This is a genomic window from Rhodococcus sp. UNC23MFCrub1.1 (assembly GCF_000686025.1).
Lineage (GTDB): Bacteria > Actinomycetota > Actinomycetes > Mycobacteriales > Mycobacteriaceae > Rhodococcoides.
This window is the reverse complement of sequence record NZ_JMLQ01000003.1, coordinates 467,211-484,561: the sequence shown is the minus strand read 5'-3', so window position 1 is coordinate 484,561 and position 17,351 is coordinate 467,211. Positions and strand designations below refer to the sequence as shown.

General features: G+C 69.1%; 16 protein-coding genes. 3 read left to right on the top strand and 13 right to left on the bottom strand.

Annotated features, from left to right (window positions below; translation table 11 throughout):
* Positions 1 to 65: 65 nt before the first annotated feature.
* Positions 66 to 905 (top strand): alpha/beta fold hydrolase, encoded by an 840-nt coding sequence (locus BR07_RS0110215; RefSeq protein WP_027505371.1) that lies wholly within the window; start codon positions 66 to 68, stop codon positions 903 to 905.
* Positions 906 to 907: 2 nt separating this feature from the next.
* Here BR07_RS0110215 and BR07_RS0110210 read toward each other — a convergent pair whose 3' ends face one another.
* Both BR07_RS0110210 and BR07_RS0110205 read right to left on the bottom strand, forming a co-directional pair.
* Positions 908 to 1,666 (bottom strand): maleylpyruvate isomerase family mycothiol-dependent enzyme, encoded by a 759-nt coding sequence (locus BR07_RS0110210; RefSeq protein WP_051613232.1) that lies wholly within the window; start codon positions 1,664 to 1,666, stop codon positions 908 to 910.
* On the bottom strand, positions 1,663 to 2,787 hold the full coding sequence (locus tag BR07_RS0110205; protein ID WP_027505369.1) for a M24 family metallopeptidase: 1,125 nt from the start codon (positions 2,785 to 2,787) through the stop codon (positions 1,663 to 1,665). The genes BR07_RS0110210 and BR07_RS0110205 overlap by 4 nt, the downstream gene beginning before the upstream one ends.
* 42 nt (positions 2,788 to 2,829) lie before the next feature.
* Between BR07_RS0110205 and BR07_RS0110200 the strand changes: the two genes are divergently transcribed.
* On the top strand, positions 2,830 to 3,792 hold the full coding sequence (locus BR07_RS0110200; RefSeq protein WP_027505368.1) for a 5'-3' exonuclease: 963 nt from the start codon (positions 2,830 to 2,832) through the stop codon (positions 3,790 to 3,792).
* 1 nt (position 3,793) lies between these two features.
* Here BR07_RS0110200 and BR07_RS0110195 read toward each other — a convergent pair whose 3' ends face one another.
* The 7 genes from BR07_RS0110195 to pafA all read right to left on the bottom strand — a co-directional run bounded on the left by BR07_RS0110195 (position 3,794) and on the right by pafA (position 12,330).
* Positions 3,794 to 4,504 carry a DUF4333 domain-containing protein gene (locus BR07_RS0110195; RefSeq protein WP_027505367.1) on the bottom strand — a complete coding sequence of 237 codons (711 nt, stop codon included), beginning with the start codon at positions 4,502 to 4,504 and terminating at the stop codon, positions 3,794 to 3,796.
* A 49-nt stretch (positions 4,505 to 4,553) separates the two neighbouring features.
* Complete coding sequence (locus BR07_RS0110190; RefSeq protein ID WP_027505366.1) at positions 4,554 to 7,283, bottom strand: DEAD/DEAH box helicase; 2,730 nt, start codon at positions 7,281 to 7,283, stop codon at positions 4,554 to 4,556.
* 106 nt (positions 7,284 to 7,389) lie between these two features.
* Positions 7,390 to 8,331 (bottom strand): twin-arginine translocase subunit TatC, encoded by a 942-nt coding sequence (gene tatC, locus BR07_RS0110185; protein ID WP_027505365.1) that lies wholly within the window; start codon positions 8,329 to 8,331, stop codon positions 7,390 to 7,392.
* A gap of 155 nt (positions 8,332 to 8,486) precedes the next feature.
* Complete coding sequence (gene tatA, locus BR07_RS0110180) at positions 8,487 to 8,762, bottom strand: Sec-independent protein translocase subunit TatA (RefSeq protein WP_027505364.1); 276 nt, start codon at positions 8,760 to 8,762, stop codon at positions 8,487 to 8,489.
* Between the two features lie 140 nt (positions 8,763 to 8,902).
* Complete coding sequence (locus BR07_RS0110175) at positions 8,903 to 9,865, bottom strand: helix-turn-helix transcriptional regulator (protein ID WP_027505363.1); 963 nt, start codon at positions 9,863 to 9,865, stop codon at positions 8,903 to 8,905.
* Positions 9,862 to 10,878, bottom strand: a complete 1,017-nt coding sequence (locus tag BR07_RS0110170; RefSeq protein ID WP_027505362.1) for a helix-turn-helix transcriptional regulator — start codon at positions 10,876 to 10,878, stop codon at positions 9,862 to 9,864. The genes BR07_RS0110175 and BR07_RS0110170 overlap by 4 nt, the downstream gene beginning before the upstream one ends.
* Before the next feature lie 93 nt (positions 10,879 to 10,971).
* A complete protein-coding gene (pafA, locus tag BR07_RS0110165; RefSeq protein ID WP_197027762.1) occupies positions 10,972 to 12,330 on the bottom strand; it encodes a Pup--protein ligase in 1,359 nt (452 codons plus the stop codon).
* A 71-nt stretch (positions 12,331 to 12,401) separates the two neighbouring features.
* Between pafA and BR07_RS0110160 the strand changes: the two genes are divergently transcribed.
* Positions 12,402 to 13,886: a bifunctional phosphatase PAP2/diacylglycerol kinase family protein gene (locus BR07_RS0110160; RefSeq protein WP_231476278.1), complete on the top strand. Its 1,485-nt coding sequence runs from the start codon at positions 12,402 to 12,404 to the stop codon at positions 13,884 to 13,886.
* Between the two features lie 22 nt (positions 13,887 to 13,908).
* Here BR07_RS0110160 and prcA read toward each other — a convergent pair whose 3' ends face one another.
* The 4 genes from prcA to dop all read right to left on the bottom strand — a co-directional run bounded on the left by prcA (position 13,909) and on the right by dop (position 17,340).
* Positions 13,909 to 14,661: a proteasome subunit alpha gene (gene prcA / locus BR07_RS0110155; RefSeq protein ID WP_027505359.1), complete on the bottom strand. Its 753-nt coding sequence runs from the start codon at positions 14,659 to 14,661 to the stop codon at positions 13,909 to 13,911.
* On the bottom strand, positions 14,658 to 15,536 hold the full coding sequence (prcB, locus tag BR07_RS0110150) for a proteasome subunit beta (RefSeq protein WP_027505358.1): 879 nt from the start codon (positions 15,534 to 15,536) through the stop codon (positions 14,658 to 14,660). Before prcB ends, prcA begins: the two co-directional genes overlap by 4 nt.
* Entirely contained in the window at positions 15,533 to 15,724 is a 192-nt protein-coding gene (locus BR07_RS0110145) for a ubiquitin-like protein Pup (protein WP_027505357.1), read from the bottom strand. Before BR07_RS0110145 ends, prcB begins: the two co-directional genes overlap by 4 nt.
* Positions 15,725 to 15,840: 116 nt before the next feature.
* Positions 15,841 to 17,340 (bottom strand): depupylase/deamidase Dop, encoded by a 1,500-nt coding sequence (gene dop, locus BR07_RS0110140; protein WP_027505356.1) that lies wholly within the window; start codon positions 17,338 to 17,340, stop codon positions 15,841 to 15,843.
* Positions 17,341 to 17,351: the final 11 nt, after the last annotated feature.

Below are 17,351 nucleotides of genomic sequence, written 5' to 3'. Positions count from 1 at the left end.
AGCCGACACGAGCGAGAACGCTCGTTCTCCACGAGAGACATTCCCGTCGAAAGGTCGCGCACGCCATGGGACACATCACTGTCGGACACGAGAACAGCACCCCGGTCGACGTCTACTACGAGGATCACGGCAGTGGACAGCCCGTCGTCCTCATTCACGGATATCCGCTCGACGGACACTCGTGGGAGCGCCAGACCGCGGCTCTGCTCGACGCCGGCCACCGCGTCGTGACGTACGACCGTCGAGGCTTCGGACAGTCGAGCAAGCCCACGTCCGGGTACGACTACGACACCTTCGCCTCAGACCTGAACGAGGTGCTCGAAGCGCTGGATCTGCGCGACGTGATTCTCGTCGGATTCTCCATGGGTACCGGTGAACTGGCGCGGTATGCCTCGCGATACGGGACCGACCGTGTGGCGAAATTCGCCTTCCTCGCGTCGCTCGAGCCGTTCCTCCTGCAGACCGACGACAACCCGACGGGTGTGCCGCAGTCGGTGTTCGACGGCATCGAAGCCGCCGCACGCGGAGACCGCTTCGCCTGGTTCGACGCGTTCTACAAGGACTTCTACAACCTGGACGACACGCTCGGCACGCGCATCAGCGAGGCCGCCGTCCGCAACAGCTGGAATGTCGCGGCGGCGAGTGCGCCGATCGCCGCGTACGCGGTGGTTCCGACGTGGCTCACCGACTTCCGCGACGACGTCCGCACCGTTCGCGAGTCGGGCAAGCCCACGCTGATCCTGCACGGCACCGCGGACAACATCCTGCCGATCGATTCGACGGGTCGCCCGTTCCACGACGCCTTCCCCGAGGCCACCTACGTCGAGGTGGAGGGCGCGCCCCACGGTCTCCTGTGGACCCACTACCAGGAGGTCAACACGGCGCTGCTCGACTTCCTCGAGTGACGTCAGAAGCGGGACGCGTCGAGCAGTGACTCCGCGACCGAAGTGTCACCGAAGACGGTGAGCACGTCGAGTGGTCGACGACGGCAGAGCACCAGCAGCAGGTGCTCTGCCGTACCCCGCAGTGCCACATCGGCTTTCCCGTGCCCGCGCGCACTGGCGAGGACGTCGGCCCCGAGCGTGAACGTCCACTCCAGGTCGTCCACGTCCGTTCCGTGCACGTGCACGGTGCGCCCGATCGACTCGGGCGTCAGGCGGTCGAGGAGCAGTCGGTGCGGATACTGCACCTCGGTCAGCTCGGCCACGGCGTCCGCGGCGGCGTCGGGATCGAGCGCCTCGGGCGCCACTCCCCCGGCGGCGCGGACGGCGTCGGCGGCGTCGATGCGGTGCACGGCGACCTCGTGTGCCTGCCGTCGGAGCCACCACGCGGCCGTGCGCGCGCCGACGAACGTCTCCACGACCGCCTCGGGATCCGTCGACTCGAACGTGGCGACCATCGCCTCCAGCGACGAGCGGTACGCGGGGAGACTGTCCGGGCCCTTGGGTAACGATTCGACCTGCTGCTTCGCCACCGCGCCCGTGTCCGCACCCGGGCCCGCCAGGATCACCGCGTTCGCCCACCGGTGGACCTTGCCCGTGTGTCGGACCACGTGCTCGAGCGTCCATCCCGGCACGGTGGGTACCGGCGCCGTCAGCGCCTCGACAGGCATCGACGCGAGGCGGTCGCCCTCGCGTCGCAGTGTGGCGAGGAGATCGAGGCTCATCGCACCGGAAGCACGGTCAGGCCGTGCGGCCGCGTGTTGACCGACTCGCAGCCCTCCGGAGTCACGATGACGATGTCCTCGATGCGGGCGCCCCACTCGCCGGTGAAGTACACCCCCGGCTCGATGCTGAACGCCATCCCCACCTCGAGCGGAATGTCGTTGCCCGCCACGATGTACGGCTCCTCGTGCACCGAGAGGCCGATGCCGTGCCCGGTGCGGTGCACAAAGACGTCGCCGTAGCCGGCGTCGACCAGGATGTCGCGTGCGGCGGCGTCGATCGACTCCGCGGTGACTCCGGGACGGACTGCATCGACGGCTGCCTGCTGCGCGCGCTCGAGGACCGCCACGGTCGCAGCGACCGAGTCCGACGGCTCGCCGATGCTGTAGGTCCGGGTGGAGTCCGAGTTGTAGCCCGGCTCGACGGGGCCACCGATGTCGATGACGACGACGTCGCCCTCCTCGATCACGCGCTCGGACACCTCGTGGTGCGGGTCGGCGCCGTGCGGGCCCGAGCCGACGATGACGAACGCCGCCTCGGTGTGTCCCTCCTCGAGGATCGCGGCCGAGATGTCGGCAGCGACCTGCGCTTCGGTGCGCCCGGCCGCGAGGAACTCGCCCATGCGCGCGTGGACGCGGTCGATGGCGGCGCCCGCCGTGCGCAACGCGCCGATCTCCGCGTCGTCCTTGGTCATCCGGAGCTCGCGCAGGACCGCCGTCGCCAGGACGGGCATCGCGCCGAGCGCCTCGGTCAGCGGAACGAGATGCAGGGCGGGCATGGCGTCGGTGACAGCGGTCCGGGCCGGGCCGGGAAGCAGCGCCGCGACTGCCTGATGCGGATTCACGCCGTCGACCCAGTCCCGCAGCTCGATTCCCAGGTCGGCCGCGGCCGAGTCCTTCAACGCCGCCAGTTCGATGCGAGGCACCACCACCGACGCGGGCGTGCCGTCCGCCGGGACGACGAGGCAGGTCAGACGCTCGAACGACTCGGCGCGCGAGCCGAGTAGATAGCGCAGGTCGGGTCCGGGCGTGATCAGCAGCGCGTCGAGACCGGCCTCGGCAGCGAGAGCCGCCGCTCGGTCGAGGCGGGTGCGATACACGGAGGAGGGAAACCGAGACGTCATGACGCCAGGCTATCGACTCCGGTGCCGCCCACATGCGGCAGGATGTGGCGCATGACGGCCGAGAGCAGAGACACGGTACTTCTCCTCGATGCGGCGAGCCTGTGGTTCCGGGCCTTCCACGCGTTGCCCGAATCGATCACGGCGCCCGACGGTCGGCCGGTGAACGCGGTGCGTGGTTTCACCGACATGGTCGCGTCCCTCATCACGCGGACGGGTGCGTCCCGACTGGCCGTCTGCCTCGACCTCGACTGGCGTCCCACCTTCCGGGTCGATCTGGTGCCGTCCTACAAGGCGCATCGGGTGCTCACCGAGTCCGCTGCGGGCCCGGACGCGGAGGAGGCACCCGACGCACTGGGTCCGCAGGTGAACCTGATCCTGGAGATCCTCGAGGCCGCGGGCATCGCGACGGCCGGAGCGGAGGGTCTCGAGGCGGACGACGTGTTGGGAACCCTCGCCGCCACCGAGCGCGACGGCACCGTGGTGGTGGTCAGCGGAGACCGCGACCTGTTGCAGGTCGTCTCCGACGATCCGGTTCCGGTGCGTGTGCTCTACGCGGGACGCGGACTGGCGAAAGCCGAGCTGTTCGGCCCGGCAGAAGTGGCCGAGAAGTACGGGGTGCCCGCGGACCGACCCGGGCCGGGCTACGCGGAACTCGCACTGCTGCGCGGTGATTCGTCCGACGGACTGCCCGGGGTGAAGGGCGTCGGGGAGAAGACCGCGGCGTCCCTCATGCAGAAGTTCGGCTCCCTCGAGGCGTTGCTCGCCGCTGCCGACTCGGGCGACCCCGAGATGTCGGCCGGGGTGCGCGCGAAGATCCAGAGCTCCCGCGACTACATCGACGCTGCACTCCCGGTGGTACGGGTGGTGACCGATGCGGACATCATCTGGTCGCGCCCCGACGTGCTGCCGCACGAGCCCGTCGATCCGGAACGCCTCGCGGCGCTCGCCGAAGAACTCGGCGTGCAGAACTCCGTCGGCCGCCTTCTCACCGCGATGGCGCGGTGAGCTACTGGGGCCGGCCGACCTCGTAGGTGCCCTGGTCGTCCTTGACGGTCACCGTCACCGAGCGCGCCTCACCGTCCACCGTCAGGTCGCAGGAGAAGGTCGTGTTCGCCTCCACCTTCTGGCCCGACGGGCAGGACACCGCGGAGACGTCGATCGCGCCGTAGGACTCCGTCACGATCTTGGCCACCCCGCTCTGCACCGCGGAGTTGTCCAGGGTGTCGCCGCCCAGCGACGTGGCCGCGTAGATCCCACCCGCCACGACGATCGCGGCGATGACGACGCCGCCCACGATGAACGGCACCTTCGACTGCTTCTGCGCCGGCGCGGCGTTCCACTGCTGGTTGCCCTGCGGGTAACCCGGCTGTCCGTAGGGCTGCTGGCCGTACTGGGGCTGCTGGCCGTAGGGCTGTTGGCCGTAAGGCTGCTGGCCGTACTGGGGCTGCTGGCCATAAGGCTGTTGGCCGTACTGGGGCTGCTGGCCGTAAGGCTGCTGCCCGTACTGGGGTTGCTGACCGTAGGCCTGCTGGTCGTAGCCCGGCTGCTGACCATAGGGCTGTTGACCATAGGGCTGCTGACCGTAGGGCTGCTGACCGTAGGGCTGTTGACCGTAGGCCTGCTGGTCGTGGCCCGGCTGCTGTCCGCTCGGGTACTGGCTGGTGGGCGTGTCCTCACCGGCCGAGGAACGGTCGTCGGGGTTGTACGGGCCGCTCATCATCGCCTCCGGTGGGTGCCTGTGGTGACTGCTGTGACTGTGGAGACCATCATGCGGCATCGACGGCGACGACTCCGCGCCGTATCGCCGAGATCGCCTTCGTGGCGGTCGCGGTGACCTCGTCGTCGGGGGACGCCGAGCGGATCTGGTCGAGCAGATCGATGACCTGGCGGCACCACCGTACGAAGTCCCCGCCGGACAGGGCGCGGCCGTGCTGACCCGCGGCGAACAGCACGTCCTCGAGCGACTCCTTGCGAGCCCACTTGTAGACGGCCACCGCGAACCCGGTGTCGGGTTCCCGCGTCGGAGGCAGCTTCAGTCGGATCTCGTCCGCGCGGAGCTCGTGCCACGCGGCGACGGTGCGGGTCAACGCGTGTCGGATGTTCCCGGTCGGACCCTGCTCCGCGCTCTCACCCTCCTGGCGCGACTCGTACACGACGGTCGAGACCACGGCGGCGAGCTCGGCCGGCCCGAGGCCTCGCCAGATTCCCTCGGCGAGGCACTCCGCGACCAGCAGGTCCGACTCCGAGTACAGACGTCCGAGCTTGGCTCCACGGTCGGTGACCGCGACCTCGCCGTCAGGACCGGCGGCCAGATAGCCGCGCTCGGTGAGCAGCGCCAGGATGCGATCGAAGGTACGGGCCAACGAGTTGGTGGTCGCGGCGACCTTCTGCTTCATCGCATCGGTGTCACGTTCGAGCCGGCTGTACTTCTCGGCCAGCCGGGCGAGATGCTCACGATCCGGCCAGGTGTGGCACGGATGCGAGCGGACGGCGCGGCGCAGCACTCCGAGCTCGCGATCGTCGCCTGCCGACGACTGCCGGCGCCGACCGCGTCCCGGCGCGCTGATTCCCGTTCCACGGAGCGCGGACGCCAGGTCCCGACGGGTCTGCGCCGTGCGGTGATCGACGTGGCGGGGAAGGCGCATGTGGCCGAGAGCCGACACCTGTGTGGGGAAGTCCGCCGACGACACGCGCCCCGCCCACTTGTCCTCGGTGAGCACCAGCGGCCGCGGGTCCACCGAGTTCGCGTCGGTCTCCAGGACGACAGCCAGTCCCGAGCGTCGACCGGACGGGATGGAGATGACGTCGCCGCGCCGCAGCGACACCAGCGACGTGACGGCATCGTTGCGACGATCCGTGCGGCCCTGACGCTCGAGCTCGCGTTCGCGCTCCTTGAGGCGCGCGCGCAGGGCGGTGTACTCGACGTAGGGCGAGTCCTCGCCGCCCAACTTGCCGAGCAACTCGCGCCGAGCCACGGCGTTCTTCTCGATACCGCGCACCAACCCGACGACGGACGCATCGGCCTGGTACTGCGCGAACGACCGTTCGAGCAGCATCCGGGACGCGTCGACACCCATCCGGTCGACCAGGTTCACCGCCATGTTGTACGACGGGCGGAACGAACTCCGCAGGGGGAACGTACGGGTGGAGGCCAACCCGGCCACCTCCGTCGGCTCGACACCCGACTGCCACAGCACCACCGCATGACCCTCGACGTCGATACCGCGACGACCGGCGCGGCCGGTGAGTTGCGTGTACTCCCCCGCCGACAGGTTGGCGTGCGCCTCACCGTTGAACTTCACGAGGCGCTCGAGCACCACCGTCCGCGCCGGCATGTTGATGCCGAGGGCGAGGGTCTCCGTCGCGAAGACCGCGCGGACCAGACCGCGGACGAACAGCTCCTCGACCGTGTGCCGGAACACCGGCAGCATCCCTGCGTGATGCGCGGCGATGCCCCGCTCGAGGGCGTCGCGCCACTCCCAGTAGCCGAGCACCTCGAGGTCGCTGCGCGGGATCTCGGCGGTGTGGCGCTCGACGACCTCGGTGATCTCGCGCGCCTGCTCCTCGGAGGTCAGCCGCAGTCCCGATCGAAGACACTGATCGACGGCGCCGTCGCACCCGGCGCGGCTGAAGATGAACGTGATGGCGGGAAGCAACCCCTCCTCGTCGAGGAGCTTGATGACGTCGGGCCGCGGGATCGGACGAGATTCCGGCCGGCCGGGGCGGCCACCGGACCGACCCGACCGCGGGCCACGGCCGCGTGGGGCCTCCCAGGCGCCCATGCGCTCGGCCTGCACTCGTTCCTTGACGTACCGGACGAGGTTCTTGTCCACGACCACGCCGCCCGGAGCACCGTTGTTCGCCTCGGCGTCGAAGAGGTCGAACAGGCGGCGACCGACGAGGATGTGCTGCCACAGCGGAACCGGGCGGGTCTCGTCGACGACGACGGTGGTGTTGCCACGCACCGTCTCCATCCAGGCGCCGAACTCCTCGGCGTTGCTCACCGTCGCCGACAGGCTGACGAGCCGGACGTCCTCGGACAGGTGCAGGATGACCTCCTCCCACACGGCGCCGCGGAACCGGTCGGCGAGGTAGTGCACCTCGTCCATCACCACGTGCGAGAGTCCGCGCAGCGCAGGCGATTCCGCGTACAGCATGTTGCGGAGCACCTCGGTGGTCATGATGACGATCGGTGCGTCCGAATTGATGCTCTGGTCACCGGTCAGCAGGCCGACGTAGCCCTTGCCGTAGCGCGCGACGAGCTCGGCGTACTTCTGGTTGCTCAGTGCCTTGATGGGGGTGGTGTAGAAACACTTCGCGCCGCTGGTGAGTGCGAGGTGGACGGCGAACTCGCCGACGACGGTCTTGCCGGCTCCGGTCGGCGCGCACACCAGCACGCCGTGCCCGTCCTCGAGGGCCGAGCAGGCGCGGATCTGGAAGGGATCGAGCGGGAACGGAAGCGACGCCGCGAACTCCGTCAGCTTCGGCCCGTCCACGAGTCGAGTCCGGATGTCGCCGGTGTTCTGCTGCCCGCTGTGATTGGCCACGACTCCAGATTAGAGGGTGTCCGCCGATGGGGGTCACTCAGACAGCGTGGGCAGCTCAGAGAGTGTCGGAGTAGTCGGCCTCGGCGTCGTGACGCACCGGGACGGGCCTGCCGACCGGGGCGGCGGAGGTGTCGAGAGGCGACGCCTCGTCGTCGGAGACGTTCCCCCACTCCTCGGTCTCGCGCCGTGCGCGCCGTCGATCGTTGACGCGCGCGATCTGGATGGCGAACTCGACGAGGATGCTCAGCGCGAGCGCCAGCGCGGTCATCGAGAAGGGGTCACCGCCGGGCGTGACGACGGCGGCGAAGGCGAACATCGCGAAGATGAGCCCGCGACGCCAGCCGCGGAGCTTCTCGTACTTCAGGACGCCGACAGCGTTGAGCGCGACGATCAAAAGCGGGATCTCGAAGCTGACGCCGAAGATGACGAGCAGGTTGATGACGAAGCCGAAGTACTCGGCGCCACTGAGAGCGGTGACCTGGACGTTGTCGCCGATGGTCAGCAGGAAGTGCAGGGCCTTCGCGACGACGATGTAGGCGAGGACGGCGCCGGAGACGAAGAGCACGGCCGCCGCCGTGACGAACGAGATGGCGTAGCGCCGTTCCTGGCGGTAGAGGCCGGGCGTGATGAACGCCCACACCTGATAGAGCCAGATGGGGCAGGCGAGCACGACGCCCGCGGTGATGGCCACCTTGAACCGGAGCATGAACTGCTCGAACGGTCCGGTGGCGAGCAGCCGACACGTGCCGTCGTCGGTGAGCTCGGCGCGACTCTCGGACGGGAGCGAGCAGTACGGCCCGCGGAGCAGGTCACCGAGCGACTCGATGCCCAGCAGCGAGTGCGAGTACCAGAAGAACCCCACGATCGTGGTGAGGACGATGGCCAGCATCGACCACAGCAGACGCGTGCGGAGCTCGTAGAGATGCTCCACCAACGACATGGTGCCGTCGGGATTGACGCGACGCCTGCGCTGTCGCGGATCGAACGGTATGCGCACGGTGACTCTTCGCCTGTCGACTGCGGTGCCTGGACTGAAGACTGTGGTTCGCGGTGACGGGTGCCGAGGTGCGCACGCCGCAGCGGGCGCGAACCTCGGTCACCACCCACGAAACGGCCGAGGCGACATCGCCCCGACCGTGGTGCCTGCGAGTGTCAGGCCGAGCGCGGGTGCTGCTCGTGCGTCGGTTCGGTCGACGCGACGGTCGGGGTGACCGTGTTCGGGGACGGCAACTGCGACTGCGGTGCCGGCGCCGTGTTCGTGGTGGTGTCCGGCTTCTTGCCGTCGTTCTGCATCTCCTGCACTTCACTCTTGAAGATGCGCATCGAGCGTCCCAGGCCACGTGCGGCCTCGGGCAGCTTCTTCGATCCGAACAGCAGTACGAGCACGACGATCAGGACGATCCAGTGCCAGGGTTGTAACGCACCCATGAAAACCTCCCAGTTTCGGTGGATTCGATGCTACCGGACCCGAGGGCTCCCACCCGGTGTCCGGTGGACCCGCGTACCGACCGTTCGCCGAGAGTTCACCGGACGAGTCCTGCATGTCCGGACGACTCGAGATGGGCCGGTCACGCTCCCGAGACGGCGCGATAGACGTCGAGGGCGTCGCGCGACCGAGCGGTGACCTCACGAACCAGTGCGGGCGGTCCGAGCACCCGCACTCCCGACCCCAGACCCAGCGCCAGACGGCTCATCCAGTCGAGCGTCGCGAATCGCATCGAGACCTCGATCGAGCCGTCGTCGTGCGCAGCGGTCTGCGTCATGGGGTAGTAGTCCAGAATCCACACGTGGTCGGGTGCGACGACGAGCCGTGCGAGCGGCAGCGACGGATCGTCGTGGAAGAGATCGAGTGCGTCCCCACCGGTCCGGGCCTGCTCGGGCGGTGCGGACGGCTCGTCCAGCTCGGTCGCGGCATCGATGCGGTCCAGCCGGAACAGCCGCACGCCCTCCGCGTCGCGGCACCAGGCCTGCAGGTAGCTCTGATCGTCGACGAGGACGATGCGCAACGGATCGACGGTGCGTTCGGACACCACGTCCCGCGATGCCGAGTAGTAGGTGATGTGCAGCGCGCGACCGCGGGCGAGCGCCCCACGGACGGTCGTGACACTGGGACTCTCCTGCGGCTCGGGCGTGTCGTCCGGCCCCTCGGCCGCCGCGACACCCGCCGCGGCCTCGATCTTCGCGATGGCGCGGTACGCCGCGGACGGGTCCACCATGCCGGGCATCTCGACGAGTGACCGCAGCGCGATGAGCAGCGCGGTCGCTTCCGTCGACGTCAGACGCAGCGGCCTGTCGATACCGGCGGAGAACGTGACCTCGATGCTGTCCTCGGAGAACGACAGATCGATGAGATCGCCCGGACCGTATCCGGGCAGTCCGCACATCCACAGCTGGTTCAGGTCGTCCATCAGCTGTTTGGTCGTGACCCCGAGCTCGGCCGCGGCGTCGGCCGCGCTGATACCCGGATTGGCGATGAAGTACGGCACGAGGTTGAGCAGCCGGGCCAGCCGCGAGGACAGGCGAACGCTCATGAGCTGCTCCCGGGCGAGATGGCGTCGGTCGGCGCGCGGTGCGCGCTCACGGACAGGGTGCCGACGACGATGTCGCGGAGTTCGGTCGGCGACAGCACGATCGCGTCGGCGCCGTGGCCGGCGACCACCCGGGCGATCCACTCCCACGACCGCACCGGGATGCGGACCACGGAACCGCGTCGCCCCACGAGATCACGTGTCTCCACCGCGGTGCCGAGACGGCGCAGCTCGAGTCCGCGTCCCTCCGACACCCAGACGTCGGCGCTGCCCGCCACGTCACCGCTCGCGGCGGCGCGGGCCACGATGACACCGAGATCGACGTCGTCGGGCTTGCGCACCGATCCCGCCGGTCCGAAGGCCACGACGTCGTCCCCGATCCGTGACAGGCGGAAGGTACGGACGGCGTCGCGCTCGGTGTCGTGCCCGACGAGGTACCAGCGTCCGGAGTGGGTGACCACTCCCCACGGCTCGACGGTGCGCTCCCGGAAGGGGGCGGCCGGGGTGGAACGGTGCGAGAACCGCACGGACCGGCCGGCGTCGATAGCAGCGAGCAGCTTGCCCAGCGCGGGCTCGGAACCTCGACTGCGGGACGGAACGGCGGTCACGGCGGCCGGCGAGTTCTCGGTGTCCACCTGCACGCCCGCGGCGCGCAACTTCAACATCGCGCTCTGAGCGGCGGAGGTGAGCTCGGGCGACTCCCAGAGTTGGACGGCCACGGCGACCGCAGCGGCTTCGTCGCTGGCCAGGTCGACATCGGGGAGTTCGTACCGATCGCGATTGATGCGGTACCCCTCGACAGTCGAGAAGCGCGAGATCTGACCGGTCTCGAGCGGGACGCCGAGATCACGCAGCTCGTTCTTGTCGCGCTCGAACATGCGACTGAAGGCCTCGTCGCTCGCCGAGTCCTCGTATCCGGCGACGGACTCGCGGATGCGCTCGGCGGTCAGGTACTGCCGTGTCGAGAGCAGGCAAATGACGAGGTTCATCAACCGCTCGACTTTGGAGATCGCCACCGACCCAGCCTAGTGGCTGAGCATCTCCCCACCCGTGCGCATCGCCGGGGTGGGGAGGACGGGACTCCTGTGGAGAAGGAGGACCGTCGGCCTCTACATCGACGCGATCAGGCGCTCCACGCGCTCGTCGACCGAGCGGAACGGGTCCTTGCACAGCACCGTGCGCTGAGCCTGGTCGTTGAGCTTGAGATGCACCCAGTCGACGGTGAAGTCGCGTCCCGCCTCCTGTGCGGCGCTGATGAACTCGCCACGCAGCTTCGCGCGTGTCGTCTGCGGCGGCGTGTTCACCGCCTCGTCGATCTGGTCGTCCTCGGTGACGCGCTTGACCAGTCCCTTGCGCTGCAGCACGTCGAAGACACCGCGGCCGCGCTTGATGTCGTGATAGGCCAGGTCCAGCTGGGCGATCTTCGGGTCGGACAGATCCATCGAGTACCTGTCCTGATAGCGATCGAACAGCTTGCGCTTGATCACCCAGTCGATCTCGGTGTCCACCTTGGCGAAGTCCTGCGCCTCGACGGCGTCGAGGGTGCGGCCCCACAGGTCGACGACCTGCTCGATCTGCGCGTCCGGCTCGCGGTTGCGCAGGTGCTCGACGGCGCGGGCGTGGTACTCGCGCTGGATCTCGAGTGCACTGGCCTGGCGTCCCCCCGCGAGACGGACGGGGCGCCGCCCCGTCGAGTCGTGGGACACCTCGCGGATGGCGCGAATCGGGTTGTCCAGGGCGAAGTCTCGGAACGAGACGCCCGCCTCGATCATCTCCAGGACGAGCGCTGCGGTGCCGACCTTGAGCATGGTCGTCGGCTCGGCCATGTTGGAGTCGCCGACGATGACGTGCAGACGACGGTACTTCTCGGCGTCGGCATGCGGTTCGTCACGCGTGTTGATGATGGGCCGTGAGCGGGTGGTCGCGGACGACACGCCCTCCCAGATGTGCTCGGCGCGCTGCGAGAGGCAGAACGTGGCGGCCTTCGGCGTCTGCAGGATCTTGCCCGCGCCGCAGATGAGCTGGCGGGTGACTAGGAACGGCAACAGCACGTCGGAGATGCGGGAGAACTCGCCGGCGCGCACCACGAGGTAGTTCTCGTGGCAGCCGTAGGAGTTGCCCGCGGAGTCGGTGTTGTTCTTGAACAGGTAGATGTCGCCGCCGATGCCCTCCTCGACGAGACGCTGCTCGGCGTCGATGAGCAGGTCCTCGAGAACACGCTCGCCGGCGCGGTCGTGCGTGACCAGCTGCAGAAGGCTGTCGCACTCGGCAGTGGCGTACTCGGGATGGGAGCCGACGTCCAGGTAGAGCCGCGCACCGTTGCGCAGGAACACGTTGGAGCTGCGTCCCCACGACACGACACGCCGGAACAGATACCGGGCCACCTCGTCCGGGCTGAGTCGACGGTGCCCGTGGAACGTGCACGTCACACCGAACTCGGTCTCGATCCCCATGATTCGTCGCTGCACACTTCGACAGTACAACGGCATCGACCGCGGCATCGGCTACCCGAGCCCGTGGCAGCCGTAGTGTGGCGCAGGTGAATCCCCGATCGCTGCGCGGCCGTACCCGTTCCGTCGATCTGGCGCTGGTGAAGGCCAGTTTCGCGTCGCGACCGTCGGGGTTGGACCCGGCGCTGCGCACGCTCACCGGGCTCGCCGATCACAGCGTTCTGTGGGCGATCGTGGCGTCGGCGCTCGCCGCGTCCGGCGGCCCCCGACGACGAGGTGCCGTACGCGGCATGCTCGCGGTCGTGGGTGCCAGCTCGCTCGCGAACGGGGTGCTCAAGCCGCTGCTCCCCCGCGATCGTCCACCGGCCGCGTCGGTCCCCGCGCTCCGGCGGATCATGACCCCGCCCGTTTCCTCGTCGTTCCCGTCCGGTCACGCCGCCTCCGCCGCGGCGTTCGCGACGGGCGTGGCGCTCGAGGCTCCGCTCGCCGGTCTCCTCGTCGCCCCGCTGGCCGCGACCGTCGCGTACTCGCGAGTGCACGTCGGTGTGCACTGGCCGTCCGACGTGGTGGTGGGCGCGGCGCTCGGGGTCGCGGTCGCGCTGTCGACCCGCCGCTGGTGGGCCGTGCGCTCCACCGAGTCGGCCGAGTTGGGCCCCGCGGGGCTGGCGCCCGCCCTGCACGAGGGTGAGGGAATGCTCGTGCTGGTCAATCCGGGCGCAGGCACCCACAATTCGGAGGTCGTGGCCGATGTGGCGAAGGCCCTGCCGAGGGCGCGGTTCCTCGAGCCGGACGCCGACGACGACTTCACCGCCCAGTTCGTCCGCGCCGCAGGATCGGACGTGCTCGCGCTCGGAGTCTGCGGAGGCGACGGCACGGTGGCCGCTGCCGTCGCGGCCGCGGTGCGGACGGGGCTTCCTCTCGCGGTGTTCCCCGGCGGCACGCTGAACCACTTCGCACGGGACGTCGGCGCGGTCGAGGTGTCGGTCACCGCGGACGCCGTCACTCGCGGCGCGTCCAGCCGGGTTGATCTCGGCGGTGTGAGCATCGACGGCGGTGAGGAGATCCTCTTCGTCAACACCGCCAGCATCGGGGGCTACCCGGATTCGGTTCGGCTGCGGGACAAGTGGAGCTCACGCATCGGGAAGTGGCCCGCGGCCGCGGCCGCGATGGTGGCCGTCCTGGCGGTGGCCGAGCCGATGCACGTGGAGATCGACGGGCGCCGCGACTCGGTGTGGATGATGTTCGTCGGCAACGGCACCTACACGCCGGGCGATCAGGTGCCCATGTCGCGGCCGTCGATCGCGAGCGGTGTGCTGGACGTGCGGTTCCTGCGCGCGCACATGCGGCTCTCGCGTACCCGCCTCGCACTCGCCGCGATGACCGGGACTCTCGGCACGTCGCCCACCTACCGCCATCTGCGGGTGCCGGCGGTCTCGGTGCGCAACCTGCAGACCACGGTCGCGGTGGCGGTGGACGGGGAGGTGGCGGGCGAGGGCCGGGCCTTCGACTACCGGGCCCGGCCCTCGCTGCTCACGCTGTACGGAACGGGCACCGCCAACGCGCCGCGCGCGTGACGGGTGCTTCGTACCCGATCGGTCAGGTGCCCGCAGGTTCCGAACCGGGGGGCAACAGTCCCTGGAGCGCCGCTCCGGAGATCCGCCGGAACGCACGCCTCGGCCGCGTCTGTTCGAGAACGGCCACTTCGAGGCTCGTGACCTCGAGGACGCGCTTCTCCGCGGGCTCGCTCGCGGCACCGTTGGTCGGCGGCGTCGACGTGGAGTCCTGGAGCGCACCGACTGCCAGCGCGACCGCCGCGTCGAGATCGAGCCCCGAGCGGTACTTCTCGCGCAGGACCGTCGAGATCGGTTCGGTGGCACCGCCCATGACCACGAAGTCGACCTCGTCGACGATCGAGCCGTCGTACGTGATGCGGTAGAGCTGGGACCGGGGGCTCTCGTCGACGGCACCGACCTCGGCCACGCAGATCTCCACCTCGTACGGCTTGAGCTGCTCGGTGAAGATGGTGCCGAGCGTCTGCGCGTACGCCTTGGCCAACGATCGTCCGGTGACGTCCGCACGGTCGTAGGTGTAGCCCTTGGTGTCGGCGTGCACGATGCCGGCGCGGCGTAGATTCTCGAACTCGTTGTACTTGCCCACCGCGGCGAAGCCGAGGCGGTCGTACAGCTCGCTCACCTTGTGCAGTGCGGAGGACCGGTTCTCGGCGACGAAAAGCACGCCGTCCGCGTAGGTCAGCACGACCACGCTGCGACCGCGTGCGATTCCCTTGCGCGCCAGTTCCGAACGATCGCGCATGATCTGTTCGGCGGACGCGTAGTACGGCATCGTCATCGGCGCGCACCCCCTTCTTCCGATCGGTCCTGCAGTACCGCACGGGCCAGAGCCTCGATGCGGTCCGATCCCACCAGGTTCGCTCCGCCGGCACCGATGGCCACCGCCGTCGGGTAGATGCCGCGGGTCAGATCCGGTCCGCCGGTCGCCGAATCGTCGTCGGCAGCGTCGTACAGCGATTCGACCGCGACGCGCAGTGCCTCGTCCTCGGTCATGTCCTCGCGGTAGAGCTTCTTCATCGCCGACTTCGCGAACAGCGATCCCGATCCCACCGCGTGGTAGCCGGACCGTTCCTCGTAGCGGCCACCGACCACGTCGTAGGAGACGATGCGCCCCGCATGGCGGGCGTCGGCGGCGTCGAGGTCGTAGCCGACGAGCAGCGGAACCACAGCCAGACCCTGCATGGCCGCACCGAGATTGGCCCGCACCATGGAGGACAGCTTGTTGGCCTTGCCGTTGAAGGTGAGGGAGACGCCCTCGATCTTCTCGTAGTGCTCGAGTTCGACCGCGAACAGCCGCACCAGCTCGATCGCCATGCCGGCGGTACCCGCGATGCCGGCGGCCGAGTAGTCGTCCGTGACGTACACCTTGTCGACGTCGCGACTGGCGATGAGGTTGCCCATCGTCGCGCGGCGATCACCCGCGAGGATGACGCCGCCGTCGAAGGTGACGGCCACGATGGTGGTGCCGTGCGGTGCGATGTCGGACTGCATCGTCGCCTCCGGGGACAGAGCGAGATCCGCACGAAAACGGTTCTCGGGCAACAGGTGCGGTGCGTAGGCCCGCAGGTGTTCACTGAAGGAGGAGAACGGCGACCCGTAGCGCAGGGTGGTGTCACTCTCGTGGGGACGGGGAACGGAGTTCGCGTCCGTCACTGGCCGCCCTTTTGCACGTAGGCGCGGACGAAGTCCTCCGCGTTCTCCTCGAGCACGTCGTCGATCTCGTCGAGGAGATCGTCGGTCTCCTCGGCGAGCTTCTCGCGTCGTTCCTGACCCGATGCGCCCTCGGCCGAACCGTCGTCGTCATCGCCACCGCCGGAGCGTGTGGTCTGCTCTTGTGCCATAGCCGACCTCCTCGTCACGAACCGCGTGTTCTCTCGACACGCAGCGAAACTTCACCCTACCGAGCATGCGCCGTCACAGGGTGACAACCCACCGTACGTCCGGCACGGGCGGACCGTCAGGTGGTGAGCTGGTCCACCAGTTCTGCGGCCGAGTCCACCGATTCGAGCAGAGCACCGACGTGGGCCTTGCTCCCCCGCAGTGGCTCGAGGGTGGGGATACGCACCAGCGAGTCTCCACCGAGGTCGAAGATGACCGAGTCCCAGCTCGCGGCCGCGATGTCGCGGCCGAACTTGCGGAGGCACTCGCCGCGGAAGTACGCGCGGGTGTCGGTCGGGGGGTTCGAGACGGCGTCCATGACGTCCTGCTCGGAGACCAGCCGTTCCATCGATCCGCGCGCGACGAGCCGGTTGTAGAGACCCTTGTCGAGGCGGACGTCCGAGTACTGCAGGTCCACGAGGTGCAGTCGCGGCGCCGACCAGCCGAGTCCCTCGCGGTTGCGGAACCCTTCGAGCAGCCGCAGTTTCGCCGGCCAGTCGAGGAGGGACGCGCAGTCCATCGGGTCGCGCTCGAGCTTGTCGAGGATCATCGCCCACTTCTCGACCACGTCGGCGGCGCGCGGATCCTTCTCGCCCTGTGCGTCGAGATGCGCGGAGACGCGCTCGAGGTAGATGCGCTGCAGTGCCAACGCCGTCAGCTCGCGACCGTCCGCGAGCGCGACCGTGCGGCGCAGCGTCGGGTCGTGACTGATCTGGTGCACCGCCGTCACCGGACGGGCCAGCTGCAGATCGGACAGGTCCACGCCGGCCTCGACGATGTCGAGCACCAGGGCCGTCGTTCCGACCTTGAGATAGGTCGCCATCTCGGCGAGGTTGGCGTCACCGATGATCACGTGCAGGCGCCGGTACTTGTCGGCGTCGGCGTGCGGCTCGTCGCGGGTGTTGATGATGCCGCGCTTGAGCGTCGTCTCGAGGCCCACCTCGACCTCGATGTAGTCGGCGCGCTGCGAGAGCTGGAATCCGGGCTCGTCCCCGGACTGACCGATGCCGACGCGGCCCGAGCCGGTGAACACCTGGCGGGAGGCGAAGAACGGCGAGAGCCCGGCGATGATCGCGGAGAACGGGGTCTCGCGAGACATCAGGTAGTTCTCGTGGGTGCCGTAGGACGCGCCCTTGCCGTCGACGTTGTTCTTGTACAACTGCAGGCGCGGGGCGCCGGGCACGCTCGAGGCATGGCGCGCAGCCGCTTCCATGACGCGCTCCCCCGCCTTGTCCCAGATGACGGCGTCGAGCGGATCGCGCACCTCCGGTGCGGAGTACTCCGGGTGGGCGTGGTCGACGTAGAGACGCGCGCCGTTGGTGAGGATCATGTTGGCCGCGCCGACCTCGTCGGCGTCGATGATCGGCGCCGGGCCACTGAACCGGCCCAGGTCGAACCCGCGTGCGTCACGCAGCGGAGATTCCACCTCGTAGTCCCAGCGCGTCCGCTTGGCCCGCGGCACACCCGCCGCGGCGGCGTAAGCCAGCACCGCCTGGGTGGACGTCAGGATCGGATTGGCGGAAGGCTCGGTAGGGGAGGAAATTCCGTACTCGACCTCGATGCCGATGATGCGCTGCATGCTCTCGACCC